This window comes from Pantoea sp. X-Soil-TKNS-1280 (assembly GCF_059730475.1).
Window position 1 is genome coordinate 466,078 of the sequence record NZ_AP035962.1, and the last position, 12,864, is coordinate 478,941.

Annotated in this window: 10 protein-coding genes; 7 read left to right on the forward strand and 3 right to left on the reverse strand. The window is 57.2% G+C overall.

The features are described 5' to 3' along the window. Positions 1-5 precede the first annotated feature (5 nt). Positions 6-1,337: a glycoside hydrolase family 28 protein gene (locus tag AC6I8X_RS02100; RefSeq protein ID WP_497840472.1), complete on the forward strand. Its 1,332-nt coding sequence runs from the start codon at positions 6-8 to the stop codon at positions 1,335-1,337. A 24-nt stretch (positions 1,338-1,361) separates the two neighbouring features. On the opposite strand, the gene AC6I8X_RS02105 is transcribed toward AC6I8X_RS02100, so the two are convergent. After that, entirely contained in the window at positions 1,362-2,435 is a 1,074-nt protein-coding gene (locus AC6I8X_RS02105) for a tartrate dehydrogenase (protein ID WP_497840473.1), read from the reverse strand. Positions 2,436-2,520: 85 nt separating this feature from the next. Here AC6I8X_RS02105 and AC6I8X_RS02110 point away from each other — a divergent pair, with 85 nt between their 5' ends. Then, positions 2,521-3,426, forward strand: a complete 906-nt coding sequence (locus tag AC6I8X_RS02110; protein ID WP_497840474.1) for a LysR family transcriptional regulator — start codon at positions 2,521-2,523, stop codon at positions 3,424-3,426. Between the two features lie 4 nt (positions 3,427-3,430). On the opposite strand, the gene AC6I8X_RS02115 is transcribed toward AC6I8X_RS02110, so the two are convergent. After that, a complete protein-coding gene (locus tag AC6I8X_RS02115; RefSeq protein WP_497840475.1) occupies positions 3,431-4,930 on the reverse strand; it encodes a sugar porter family MFS transporter in 1,500 nt (499 codons plus the stop codon). Positions 4,931-5,600: 670 nt separating this feature from the next. Between AC6I8X_RS02115 and AC6I8X_RS02120 the strand changes: the two genes are divergently transcribed. The 3 genes from AC6I8X_RS02120 to AC6I8X_RS02130 are packed head-to-tail and all read left to right on the forward strand — an operon-like array spanning position 5,601 to position 8,885. Then, positions 5,601-7,022 carry a sodium:solute symporter family protein gene (locus AC6I8X_RS02120; RefSeq protein WP_313683020.1) on the forward strand — a complete coding sequence of 474 codons (1,422 nt, stop codon included), beginning with the start codon at positions 5,601-5,603 and terminating at the stop codon, positions 7,020-7,022. A 1-nt stretch (position 7,023) separates the two neighbouring features. Next, positions 7,024-8,208 (forward strand): sialidase family protein, encoded by a 1,185-nt coding sequence (locus tag AC6I8X_RS02125; protein ID WP_497840476.1) that lies wholly within the window; start codon positions 7,024-7,026, stop codon positions 8,206-8,208. Next, on the forward strand, positions 8,205-8,885 hold the full coding sequence (locus AC6I8X_RS02130; RefSeq protein ID WP_497840477.1) for an SDR family NAD(P)-dependent oxidoreductase: 681 nt from the start codon (positions 8,205-8,207) through the stop codon (positions 8,883-8,885). The genes AC6I8X_RS02125 and AC6I8X_RS02130 overlap by 4 nt, the downstream gene beginning before the upstream one ends. Before the next feature lie 24 nt (positions 8,886-8,909). Here AC6I8X_RS02130 and AC6I8X_RS02135 read toward each other — a convergent pair whose 3' ends face one another. Next, on the reverse strand, positions 8,910-10,865 hold the full coding sequence (locus tag AC6I8X_RS02135; RefSeq protein ID WP_497840478.1) for a sigma-54-dependent Fis family transcriptional regulator: 1,956 nt from the start codon (positions 10,863-10,865) through the stop codon (positions 8,910-8,912). Between the two features lie 196 nt (positions 10,866-11,061). On the opposite strand from AC6I8X_RS02135, the gene AC6I8X_RS02140 reads away from it, so the two are divergent. Both AC6I8X_RS02140 and AC6I8X_RS02145 read left to right on the forward strand, forming a co-directional pair. Then, positions 11,062-12,072, forward strand: a complete 1,011-nt coding sequence (locus AC6I8X_RS02140; protein WP_497840479.1) for a Gfo/Idh/MocA family oxidoreductase — start codon at positions 11,062-11,064, stop codon at positions 12,070-12,072. Continuing rightward, a complete protein-coding gene (locus AC6I8X_RS02145) occupies positions 12,072-12,851 on the forward strand; it encodes a TIM barrel protein (protein WP_497840480.1) in 780 nt (259 codons plus the stop codon). The genes AC6I8X_RS02140 and AC6I8X_RS02145 overlap by 1 nt, the downstream gene beginning before the upstream one ends. Positions 12,852-12,864 lie beyond the last annotated feature (13 nt).

The following is a 12,864-nucleotide window of genomic DNA, read 5'->3' on the forward strand; positions in this document are numbered from 1 at the left end:
ACTTTATGCACCTTTCTCTGGCCGATTTTCATCCCGCTGGCGACGGGGAAACACTCGATACCGCCTGCTTTCAGCGTGCTCTGGACCAACTGGCGCAACGAGGCGGCGGTACGCTCACGGTGCCAGCGGGCCGTTACCGTCTGGGCACCGTCACGCTGGGTTCAAATCTCCATCTGCATCTGGCGGCGGGGGCAGTGTTGCTGGCGAGCCAGCGGGTTGAAGATTACCAGCACTGCCTGGCGCAGAGTCAGGCTGAGTTGTCGCAGCATGTGCTGCTGTATGCGGTGGGGCAGCGCAATATTACCCTCAGCGGCAAAGGGATGATTGACGGGGATGGCGAAGCCTGGTTTGCGGCAGAAAAGGATGATCAGGGCTATCGACTGCCGCGCCCGTTTCGCCCACGCATCATCGTGTTTGAAGATTGCCAGCAGATCACGCTACAGGAATTCAGTATCGTGCAGGCACCGATGTGGACCGTGCATCTGGTGAGTTGCCGCCATGTCCATATTGATCATCTGACCATCGATAATTCCATGACCATGCCCAACACCGACGCGCTGGATATCGACAGCTGCGAAGCGGTGTTTGTCAGCAACAGTTATCTGAGCGCGGCGGATGACGCGATCTGCATTAAAACTACCCATAAACCGGCCCCTCTCAGGGGTGCGGCGCGCCAGATTATGATCAGCAACTGCCTGCTGCGCTCGTATAGCTGTGCCTTCAAAATCGGCACCGAAACCTTTGATGACGTGGAAGATGTTACTGTCACCGGCTGTACTATTTTCGATTCCAATCGGGCGATCGGCCTGCTGTCGCGCGACGGTGGCTGTTTCCGTCGTCTGCATTTCAATAACCTGACGCTGGCCTGCCACCATGCGCCGCCTTGCCACTGGGGCAAAGCCGATGCGTTGTTTGTTTCGGTTCGCGCGCGCGATCCGGCGATTGCACCGGGCCATATCGAACAGCTGCAATTCACTAACGTCAGCGGGGTGATGGAAGGGGCGATTAACCTGCATACCGAGGCAGCGGGGCAGATCCGTGAGGTGATGCTCAGCAATGTGCAGCTACGGCAGGTGGTGGCGACCACGGTGGAGCAGGGGCACTACGATGTGCGTCCGCCCTGTAATCCCGCATCACCCACCGGAATGGGGCTGGATAACGCCTATAAAATGGATAGCCTCACCGGGTTGGCCTATGGTGTGGCGGCCTACCCGGATGGCCTGCCGGGCGTGTTTGCGCGCGGCGTGGAGAACCTGCAACTGCACAATGTCACCATTGTGCGCCCGCAGCCGTTGCCAGCAGGCTGGCACATGGCAACGGTACAGATTCTGCCGTAGCGGCGCGATTTATCGCGCGGTTTTTTATGACAACGCCGCAGCGATGGCCGCTCCCAGCTCCTCAGTTGAGGCGTTGCCTCCGAGGTCGCGCGTCAGGCTGTTACCCGCCGCCAGCGTGCGTTCGATGGCATCCAGCACCGCCGCGCCAGCGTCGGTAAAGCCGAGATGTTCCAGCATCATCGCGCCACACCAAATCTGTCCAATCGGGTTGGCAATACCTTTGCCCGCGATATCTGGCGCGGAGCCGTGAACCGGTTCGAACAGGCTGGGGAATTTGCCTTCCGGGTTGATATTGGCTGAGGGCGCAATGCCGATGGTGCCGGTACAGGCCGGGCCGAGATCCGACAGGATATCGCCAAACAGGTTGCTGGCGACCACCACATCAAACCAGTCCGGGTGCAGCACGAAATTAGCGGTGAGAATATCGATATGATATTTATCGACTTTCACTTCCGGGTAACTGCCTGACATGGCTTCAACCCGACTATCCCAGTACGGCATGGTAATGGCGATACCGTTGGATTTGGTGGCGGAGGTCAGGTGTTTTTTCGGGCGCTTCTGCGCCAGTTCGTAGGCGAATTTCAGGATGCGATCGACGCCGGTACGCGTCATCACCGTCTCCTGAATCACCACTTCACGATCGGTGCCGGGGAACATGGTGCCGCCGACGCTGGAATACTCCCCTTCGGTATTTTCACGCACCACGTAGAAATCGATATCGCCCGGCTGACGATTCGCCAGCGGCGCTTTGACACCCGGCATCAAACGTACCGGACGCAGGTTGACGTACTGATCAAACTCACGACGGAACTGCAACAACGATCCCCACAGTGAGACATGATCCGGCACCACATCCGGCCAGCCCACGGCACCGAAGTAGATCGCATCAAAGGTTTGCAGGGAAGCGAACCAGTCATCCGGCAGCATTTTGCCGTGCTGTTGCCAGTATTCGGCGCTGGCATAGTCAAACCATTGCCACTCCAGCGGGATATTGAATTTTTTTGCTGCCGCGTTCATCACGCGGATGCCTTCTGGCATCACTTCTTTACCAATGCCATCGCCAGGGATGACGGCGATTTTAAATGTTTTGCCGCTCATAGGGTCTCTCGCAGGTTGCTGTTGATGTTCTGCCCGCAGTATAACTTTGCATCATGGGGAAATAATTAGCCTGAACAGCAAGCCAATGTTGAATAAAAGTAGAGAATCCCGCACCTCCACCGACGATCTGGCCTTTTTCGTGCGTATCGCCACCCTCGGTAGCCTGACGGCGGCAGCACGCGAGCTGGGGCTATCGTTACCGGCGGTAAGTAAACGGCTGAGCCAGCTGGAATTGCGTCTTGGCGTGCAACTGCTGCGTCGTACTACGCGCCGGCTGGAGCTGACGCCTGAGGGCAAACGTTACCTGGAAGGGGCACGCCCGCTGCTGGATCAGCTGGCGGAGCTGGAGGAGTCGGTCAGCAGCCAGACCGCCATGCTGCGCGGCACGCTGAATATCAATGCCTCGTTTGGTTTTGGCCGTCGTCATGTCGCGCCGCTGGTGTCGCGTTTTGCCGCGTTGCACCCGGAGCTGTCACTCAGCCTGCAACTGAGCAGCCAGCCGCTCAGTTTCCTTGATGCACATATCGATATTGATATCCGCGTCGGTGAGCCGCCGGATGCACGGCTGATGGCCCGCAAGCTGCGTACCAATCCGCGTGTACTGTGTTGCGCACCAGCCTATGCCGAACGTTGTGGCCTGCCGGAGAGCGTCGCGGCGCTGGCGCAGCACAACTGCATTTTGCTGCGGCAGTATGAAAGCGATTTTGCCCTGTGGCGGCTGAGTAATGGCGAGCAGCACTTAACGCAAAAGGTCCGGGGGACGTTGATCACCAATGACGGCGAGGTAGCGATGCAGCTGGCGCAGGATGGGCATGGCATTCTGTTGCGGTCGTGGTGGGATGCGCAGCACAGTATTCACAGTGGCGAGCTGCTGCATGTGTTGCCAGCCTGGACGGCACCAGACGGCGATATCTTTGCCGTCTGGCAACCGCAGCGCCAGCTTCCGGCGCGCATCAGCGCTTTTGTCGAGTTTTTGCAGCAGGCGCTGTAACAGTTTACTCCTCCGCCGTCTGCTGGCGGCGCTGCTGGAGTGGGTAAAACTCTCCGGATTTGAGCGAGGTTTCAATTTCCTCCAGCGAGCGGCCTTTGGTTTCTGGCATCAGGAAATAGACAAACACAAAGCCGAGCAGATTCAGCAGCGCGTAGAACCACATGGCACCGCCAATGCCGAGAAGGTTGACCATCGATAAAGCCGTGGCAGTCAGCAGCAGGTTGGAACCCCACAGCATCCCGGCGTGCAGACTGGTGGCTTTCTCACGGATACCCAGCGGGTATAGCTCCGACCCCATCAGCCAGCCAATCACCTGGATACCGCCGGAATTAAACACCATAAAACCAAACAGGCAGAGCACGATCAACAAACTGTGCCCACCGCCCTGTGCATCGAGACGGAATACCGTGCCCAACAGCAGCAGGCTGACGATCGCACCTGGCATCATCCACAGGGTTAAGGCACGGCGTCCAACATGATCGACCAGCAGCTTGCCGATGATGGTCAGCGTCAGATAAATCACCGCCACGCCCAGCGCCGAGTAGAGTGCCGCATCACGGCTGAATCCGGCGTTGGTGAGAAAGGTTGGCGTGTAGTAAATCATCATTTCAATGCCGGAAAGCTGAGTAAAGGCGGCGATCCCCAGCCCGACCAGCAGCGCCGGGCGCAGCCAGGCTTGTTTCAGATCGCCCCAGCTTGCAACCGCCTTGCGTTCTACTTTGGCGTGCACACGCTGGATATCGCGAATCTCCTGACGTACCTGTTTTTCCGTGTCGCGCACGGCATCCAGCGCCAGATGGGCCTCTTTCAGCCGTTTCTGACCGACCAGCCAGCGCGGACTTTCCGGCAGTGGCAGCATCCCCAGCAGCAGGATCACCGCAGGAATGGCGGCGACGGCGAACATGGTACGCCAGCTCCAGATATCCTGCATAAAGGTGCCGACCAGCGCGGCGGTAACAATGCCGACGCCAATCGAGATATTAAAGAATGTCACCAGGCGGCCACGGCGATCCGGTGGAGCCAGCTCAGCGATATACACCGGGACGATTTGCGAGGCTCCACCCACGGCAAAGCCCAGTACCAGGCGTGCGACGCCCAGCCAGACGGCATTGGGAGACAGGCCTGAACCGATTACGCCGACAGCAAAAATCGCTGCCACAATCATCACCGTGTAGCGACGGCCCAGCTGGCTGGAGAGACGTCCACAGCTGAGGGCACCCACCACCGCGCCGACGAGGATCGCGCTGGTCACCAGCTCCTGCGCATGCGAGGAAAGGTGGAAATCATGGGTAATCTGCAACAGCGCGCCAGAGATAATGCCGGTGTCGTAGCCATAGAGAAAGCCAGCAATGGCGGCGATGGCGGTCGCTGTCAATAAAAAGGCATCTGCGCTGAGAAAGCGGCTGTTTTCTTCGGTTGCGCTTGCGGATAACTTTTCATTGTCAGCCTGAGCAGACGGGGTTTCCGGCGAATATCGCCAGGTTTTATTTTCTGATGAAGGCATAGTATTCCTTGCAGGTGAGTTTATTTTTATGCAGGGGTACAGTGCGACCGAAATAATCGGCGTTCGCTCCTTGATATTATTCTGATGAGATAAAGATATAGCATTGTTTGTGATTTGTGTCACATTTTGCTGTGGATGGATGGCGAATTATAGCTGTTGTTCTACGAATTCTATAAAAATAAAGTGTCATAATTAATTGATGTAAATGACTTTTATTTTATAAAATTTATTATGTTCTGAATTTCCCTTCTCAACTATGAAATATTGAATTAAATAAAATTTCATCAGTCAGATTCGGACAAAATAATGTTTTACTATCCATGCGCTCACCAGAAAATATCACTGTTTACGCAGCTGCGCTGAGCACAGATATTACAACATCCTCTTTTTCCGTGCAGGTGCGGTGGTCATGCTATGAAATGATGTTTTGATTATTTGTAATCAACATTGAGTGTTTTTGAGCATGATCAAACAAATTTATCCGACCATCACCTATAAAGTAGCCCTGTCAGTGCGTGATTTTGCTCCTGATTGAGCGATTTAAATCATTCTTACCCTGGTGGCGATACCCGGTGCCCAGACACCCGTCAAAATAACAGACGCCACCCTTAATAACGGCGCGCGTGAAGCCCAGCGCGTGCCACGACCCTACGTTATCGATGAGGCTGAAATGAAACAATTCTCTACAGAAGGGATGATGATTATTGTCGGGATAGTGATTGCTTATATCCTGTTTACCACCTGGCTGACCTGGCGTTTGCGCAGTAAAAATACCGGCGACTTTATGGCGGGATCGCGCGTCATGCCGGCGTTTATTGTTGGGGTGATGCTGATGTCAGAATATATCGGGGCCAAATCCACCATTGGCACTGCGCAGGCGGCATTTGAAGATGGTTTTGCGGCGTCCTGGTCTGTGATTGGTGCGGCAATTGGTTTTCCGTTATTTGGTATTTTGCTGGTCAAACGTATCTATAACACCGGGAAAATCACCATTTCTGGCGCGATTGCCGAGCGTTACGGTAACTCAACCAAAAACATCATTTCGCTGATTATGATCTATGCGCTGTTGCTGGTGAACGTCGGTAACTATGTCAGCGGCGCAGCGGCCATCTCCACGGTGCTGAACCTCAACCTCACCACGGCAGCCTTTATCACCGCCATCGTCAGTACCTTCTATTTTATGTTCGGCGGAATGAAAGGGATCGCCTGGGTGACGCTGCTGCATAGCGGACTGAAATATATCGGGATTATGATTATTCTCGGTGTGGCGCTGCATATGACCGGTGGCGTGAGTCCGATGATCAGGCAGATGCCGCATTTCTACTGGACCTGGGATGGCAATGTCGGCGGCAGCACCATTTTTGCCTGGCTGATTGGCACCATCGGTTCGATCTTCTGTACTCAGTTCGTGATTCAGGCGATTGCTTCAACCAAAAGCGCCGCTTCGGCAAAACGCGCCACCTGGGTCGCCTTCTTCTTCTGTATGCCGATTGCGATCGCCATCGCGCTGATTGGCGTGGCGGCGAAATTCCTCCATCCTGATATCAAAAGCCTGTATGCACTGCCGGTGTTTTTACAGGATATGAGCCCGTGGCTGGCGGGGATTGTGACGACCTCGCTGGTAGCATCGATTTTTGTCAGCGTCAGCACCGTGGCGCTCGCCATTGCCTCGCTGGTGGTGAAGGATTTTTATGTGCCGTACCGTAATCCCACGCCGGAGCGGGAATTCCGCATGACGCGCTGGCTGTCGCTGGTGATTGGCTTCCTGCCGTTGATTTTCGTGCTGTTCGTGCCTGAAGTGCTGAAGTTGTCGTTCTTTACCCGCGCCATCCGTCTGTCGATTTCGGTGGTGGCGATCATCGCCTTCTACCTGCCGTTCTTTAAAAGTACCCGCGGTGCCAATGCCGGGCTGATCGCCGCTTGTGTGGTAACGTCGGTGTGGTATTTGCTGGGTGATCCTTTTGGTATCAACAACATGTATGTCGCACTGGTGACGCCAGCGATTGTGATGGTGATTGACCGACTGATTCCGTCGCGCCAGGCGCAGGATAAAAAAGCCCCGAAACAAACCATGCAAAACAGTGGAGCCTGATATGACCGATTTAACCGTGACCGTTGAGCGCAACGGTAACCTTCATTCTCACGCGCAGGACGCGCAGCAGCTCACCGCGATGCTGCCTTCGGTCTGTCCGCAAAACCATGCCGCCAATTTGCTGCCTTTGCCGAATGGTGACCTGCTGTGTGTCTGGTTTGGTGGCACCCAGGAAGGGATCGCCGATATCTCGATCTGGTGCTCGCGGCTGGAAAAAGGCCGCGATCAATGGGGTGATGCGCAAAAGTTATCGGACGATCTGACGCGATCGGAGCAAAATCCGGTGCTGTTTCTCGATCCGGATCAGGTGCTGTGGCTGCTGTGGACCGCGCAGAAGTCCGGTAACCAGGACACCGCGATTGTGCGTTATCGCCAGTCGCATGATTTTGGCCGCAGCTGGAGCGCCATCGACACGCTGCTCGATCAGCCCGGTACCTTTATCCGCCAGCCGCTGGTGGTGTTGCCGAATGGTAACTGGCTGTTGCCGGTGTTTTATTGCCGCACCCAACCGGGGGTGAAATGGGTGGGTAATGACGATGTCAGTGCGGTGAAAATCTCCAGCGATAAAGGCAAAAGCTGGCGTGACGTGGCGGTACCAGACAGCCTCGGCTGCGTGCATATGAATATCACGTTGTTGCACGATGGCAGCCTGCTGGCGCTGTATCGCAGCCGTTGGGCAGATTTTATCTACCAAAGCCGTTCCCATGACGGTGGTGAAAGCTGGAGCGCACCACAGGCGACCACCTTGCCCAACAACAACTCATCGATTCAGGTGACGACGTTGCAAAACGGTCATCTGGCGCTGGTGTTTAACGCCATGAGTGCCCGCGATGCCAGCGAGCGTCGTTTGTCGCTGTATGACGAAATCGAAGATGAAGACGAGGGCGAAATTGCGGTAGCGACGGAGCCGGTGGTGCACAGTGGTCGTACCGCGTTCTGGGGGGCACCACGCGCGCCGATGACGCTGGCGATCTCTGCCGATGGCGGCCACAGCTGGCCCTGGCAACGTAATCTCGACGAAGGTGACGGTTACTGCATGACCAACAATTCGCAGCAGAAGCTGAATCGTGAATTCTCCTATCCCAGCATCAAACAGGGGGAGGATGGCGCGCTGCACATTGCCTATACGTATTTCCGTCAGGCGGTAAAGTATGTGCGCGTTGATGAATCCTGGGTGATCTCATGAGCAGGCATGCGCTGGTGACAGGTGTCAGTTCCGGTATCGGTGCGGCGATTGCCGATGAGCTGTTGCAGCAGGGCTGGCAGGTGACGGGCTTCAGCCGCACGCGGGTGAAAAAAGATTATCCGCGTTTTACCTCGGTCAGCGTGGATCTGTTTGATGCCGCGTTACTGAAACAGGCGCTGGCCGTGCTGCCAAAAGTGGATGCGCTGGTGCATGCTGCCGGGATGATGGCGGCCGCGCCGCTCGGCGATTTGGATGAGGAGGCCAGCCACCGCTTGTGGTATCTGCATGTGCAGGCGGCGCAAATCATGGCTAATGCGCTGCAACCGCAGATGCAGCAGGGCGACCGTATTTTGCTGATTGGCAGCCGCACCTCGCGTGGGGCGGCGGGTCGCAGCCAGTATGTCAGCACCAAAGCGGCGATGGTGGGGATGGCGCGTAGCTGGGCTGCCGAGCTGGCACCGAAAGGGATCACGGTGAATGTGATCGCGCCAGGAGCCACGGAAACGCCGATGCTGCTGCAACCAGGGCGTGCCAGCTCGCCACCAAAACTGCCGCCGATTGGGCGTTATATCAAACCGGAGGAGGTGGCGGCGCTGGCAGCGTTTGTGCTGTCTCCCGTCGCAGATGCCATCACCGGGCAGGAGCTGGTGATATGCGGTGGGGCATCGTTGGCGTAGCGGCGCAATTTATTGCGCGGGGTTTCAGCCCCGCCGTATTGCCGCCACATCCACCTGCCACTGATTAAGCTTGTTATATAACGCGGTACGCGAAATCCCCAGCAGCTGTGCCGACTGGCGCAGATTGCCTTTCTGCTCCGCCACCACCTGCAACACATGCTGACGTTCATTTTCCTGCAATGAGGGCAACGCGATCGGTGGTTGATGGCTGTGCACCATCTCATCCGGCAGATCCTGCCTGCCAATCTCCAGCCCTTCGCACAGGTTCACTATGCGCTCGACCAGATTCTCCAGTTCGCGTACGTTGCCCGGCCAGTGCCACGCCTGTAAGCAACGCATCGCCTCCGGTGAGACCTGCGGCGCAATACGTTTTAGCCGGGCACAGAGCGCCAGAATAAAAGTATTCACCAGGCCGGGGATATCTTCCTGGCGTTCGCGCAGTGGCGGGATCGCCAGTGACACCACATTCAGCCGATAGTAAAGATCGCGTCTGAACGCCCCTTTCTCCACGGCGTCCAGCAGGTTGCAATGGGTGGCGGCGATGATGCGTACATTGACCTTCAGCGGATTAGCCGCGCCGATACGCACCACCTCGCTCTCCTGCAACACGCGCAGCAGACTGGTTTGTGCTTCCAGCGGCATTTCACCAATCTCATCAAGAAACAACGTACCGCCATCGGCCAGCTCGAATTTGCCTGGCGATCCTCCGCGACGTGAGCCAGTGAACGCGCCATCGACATAACCAAATAGCTCGCTCTGCACCAAATCGCGCGGCAGTGCGCCGCAGTTCAGCGCGATAAAGGCTTCCTGCTGACGCGGGCTGGCGTTATGGATCGCCTGGGCAAACAACTCCTTACCGGTGCCACTTTCGCCGGTCAGCAGCACGGTGCTATCGGTGCGGCTGCTGGCACGCGCTTTCTGAATCGCCTGCTGTACTCGTGGCGCATGGCCGCGAATCATCTCAAAGGTGTAGCTGGCGCTGACGCCCATCACCCGACGGGTAATGGCACGGATACGCTGGTTTTCCCGCAACGACAAGACACGTCCGCCGTCGGGGGCGGGCATTAGTGAAATCAGGCAGGGGATTGGTTGCACGCCGTCCGGCATAAATTGCAGCTCGCGGTCGTTGCAGAACGGCATGGTCAGTAGCGATCCCCCCTGTGGCTGCAACAACACATCGATCGGTCCGGCATCGGGATCCAGCCCGCTGAAGATCTGACGCGCATAACGATTCAGGGTTTTGATCCGGCCGTGGCGATCACAGACGATCACCCCTTCATTGAGGGTCTCAAGGATCGACTGCTGCTCCGCCAGCAGACGACGCAGCATCAGTTGCTGGCCTACCGCTTCAGCCGCCGCCTGAACGGTGCCCAGCGTGTGCGCATTGAAGTTATCGGGGGTGGCGGTGAGGGTCAGTACGCCAATCAGCTGGCCGCTGGCATCGCGTACCGGCGCGGCAGCGCACTGGCGATGACGTTTGCGCAGATCGAATTTCCAGTTCTCACCGCTCAGCACATACACCAGCCGCTGCTCAATCAGGCAGCGTGCGGTGCAGTTGGTGCCAAGCACTTCTTCGCGCAGGATACTGCCGACTGGCGTCATATCCGCGCCACAGTAATGTAGCGTCACCCCCTGGGCATCAGTCAGGTTGATATGCCCATCCGGGTTGTAGGCGAGCAGGTTCTCCATAATGCTGCGCGCCACCAGGATCAACCCGGCGTTGTGTTCAAGGATCGCAGCCAGTTCATCGGCTGGCGGGGAGATATAGGTAAAATCGCTGGGATCGGTACCCCGCTGCTGCGATCGTTGCCACGACTGCAAAATGCTACGCCGCATCCAGCCCGGCTGTTCACCGCGTTGAAAACTATGCCAGCCCTGCCACAGCAAATTATCCCACTCGGCAACCTCCGCGCCGCCCGGCAGGCTGAAGATCGGATCGCTTTCATCTTTAAACGGCAACCGCTCACTGAGAGATCGCATAACGCACTCCGGCGATGTATGGAATGTCCATTTTATTTACATGTGAAGTTGACATGTAAATTTTGTGGTCAGTTTGTGAACTATATCTGTGTGGCGTCTCACAAATTCCGGCGATTTTTACCTGGCATCGGCTTTGCAATAACCCCGTTATCTGCCGCATCCCATGTGATGCTTCGTCAATAACAAGGAGTTAGCAATGATTCAACCTGTACGCGTTGGCCTGATTGGGGCCGGTCGCATGGGCAGCTTCCATGCGGAAAATCTCGCCTGGCGGGTGCCGGGCGCAACGCTGGCCGCCGTGGCCGATCCGCTGCCGGGTGCCGCAGAAAAACTGGCACAGCAGCTCGGGGTAGCGAAAGCCTATAACGATTTGCACGCGCTGTTGCAGGACGCGGAAATCGATGCTGTCGTCATTGCCGCCCCGGCACGCACCCATGCGGAATGGGTGATCGCTGCTGCGCAGGCCGGAAAACATGTGTTCTGTGAAAAACCGATGGCGGTAACGCTGGACGAAGCCTGTCGCGCCATTCAGGCGGCGAAAACCGCCGGTGTGGTGTTGCAGGTGGGGTTCAACCGGCGCTTTGACAGCGGTTTTGCCGCTGCGATTGCCGCTGTGGAAGCCGGGGAGAATGGCACCACGCAGTTAAGCCGTTCCGTCACCCGTGACCCGGCGCTGCGCGATCCGGCACCGATCCCGCCGTGGACCATCTTCCTCGAAACCCTGATCCACGACTTCGATACCCTGCTGCACTTCAATCCTGGTGCCAGGCCGGTAGAAGTGTACGCGCTGGCTGATGCGCTGGTACGTCCGGATTTTAAAGACAAAGGCCTGCTGGATACCTCGGTAGTGACCATTCGTTTCGACAATGGCGCGATTGCCACTGCCGAAGCTAATTTCCAGGCTGTCTATGGTTATGACGTACGCGGCGAAGTGTTTGGCAGCAAAGGCATGTTGCAGGCCGGGCATATTAACGCCAACCACTGCGTGCGTTACCACGCGGGCGGCATCGCGATGGATACCTCGCGCCTCGATTCGGATCTGCTGCGCGACGCCTATGTGGCGGAGATGACCGAGTTTGCCCGCTGCATCCGTACCGGCGAGACACCACGCGCCAGCGGCGAAGATGCCCGTAATGCGCTGGAAATTGCGCTGGCCTGTATTGAATCCGTCAAACAACACCAACCGATCACGCTGGGAGGCCGCTAATGACTGGGTATCAACTTTCCGTCTGTGCCGAAATGGTGTTTCTCGATCTGCCATTTATCGATCGCGTCAGACGAATTCATCAGCTGGGCTTCGGCGTCGAAATCTGGGGCTGGGCCAATAAGGATATTGCGGCGCTGGCGGCGACGGGCGCGCGCTTCACCTCCATGACCGGCTATCTGAGCGGCAACCTGACCGATGATGACCAGATAGCCCAATTGCTCCAGAGTGCGGAAACCTCGCTGGCGGTGGCGGCACAACTGAATTGTCCGGTCCTCAATTTGCACGGCACCGGGCTGGATGACAAAGGTCTGCCGGTGAAACCGGTGGCGGTGGTGACCGGTGCCATGTGGCTGAAGGCCGCCGATACGCTACGCAAAGTAGCACAACTCGGTGAGCGCGCCGGGCGGGTATTCACGCTGGAAAACCTCAATCTGCCGGTTGACCATCCGGGTACGCCTTTTGCGCTGGCCGCCGATACGCTGGCGCTGGTGGAGGCGGTCAACAGTCCGGCGCTGAAGATGAATCTCGACCTGTATCACGCGCAGATCGGGGAAGGCAATTTGATCGAACTGATCCGTCGTGCCGGTCCGGCGATTGGTGAGATCCAGGTAGCGGATGTGCCCGGACGTCAGCAGCCTGGCACCGGTGAAATCAACTATCGCGCCATCGCCCGTGCGCTGCATGACATTGGTTATCAGGGCACGGTGGCGATGGAGGGCTGGGCCAGCGGCGACAGCACGGCTGCGCTACAGCAGTTCCGCGATCACTTCAGTTTATAAGCGTTATCCCGCC

What these genes read in the sequence shown, in the direction of transcription:
- AC6I8X_RS02120 (WP_313683020.1), top strand. Translation starts at nt 5,601, where the DNA reads ATGAAACAATTCTCTACAGAAGGGATGATGATTATTGTCGGGATAGTG.
- AC6I8X_RS02115 (WP_497840475.1), bottom strand. Translation starts at nt 4,930, where the DNA reads ATGCCTTCATCAGAAAATAAAACCTGGCGATATTCGCCGGAAACCCCG.
- AC6I8X_RS02140 (WP_497840479.1), top strand. Translation starts at nt 11,062, where the DNA reads ATGATTCAACCTGTACGCGTTGGCCTGATTGGGGCCGGTCGCATGGGC.
- AC6I8X_RS02130 (WP_497840477.1), top strand. Translation starts at nt 8,205, where the DNA reads ATGAGCAGGCATGCGCTGGTGACAGGTGTCAGTTCCGGTATCGGTGCG.
- AC6I8X_RS02125 (WP_497840476.1), top strand. Translation starts at nt 7,024, where the DNA reads ATGACCGATTTAACCGTGACCGTTGAGCGCAACGGTAACCTTCATTCT.
- AC6I8X_RS02105 (WP_497840473.1), bottom strand. Translation starts at nt 2,435, where the DNA reads ATGAGCGGCAAAACATTTAAAATCGCCGTCATCCCTGGCGATGGCATT.
- AC6I8X_RS02100 (WP_497840472.1), top strand. Translation starts at nt 6, where the DNA reads ATGCACCTTTCTCTGGCCGATTTTCATCCCGCTGGCGACGGGGAAACA.
- AC6I8X_RS02110 (WP_497840474.1), top strand. Translation starts at nt 2,521, where the DNA reads ATGTTGAATAAAAGTAGAGAATCCCGCACCTCCACCGACGATCTGGCC.
- AC6I8X_RS02135 (WP_497840478.1), bottom strand. Translation starts at nt 10,865, where the DNA reads ATGCGATCTCTCAGTGAGCGGTTGCCGTTTAAAGATGAAAGCGATCCG.
- AC6I8X_RS02145 (WP_497840480.1), top strand. Translation starts at nt 12,072, where the DNA reads ATGACTGGGTATCAACTTTCCGTCTGTGCCGAAATGGTGTTTCTCGAT.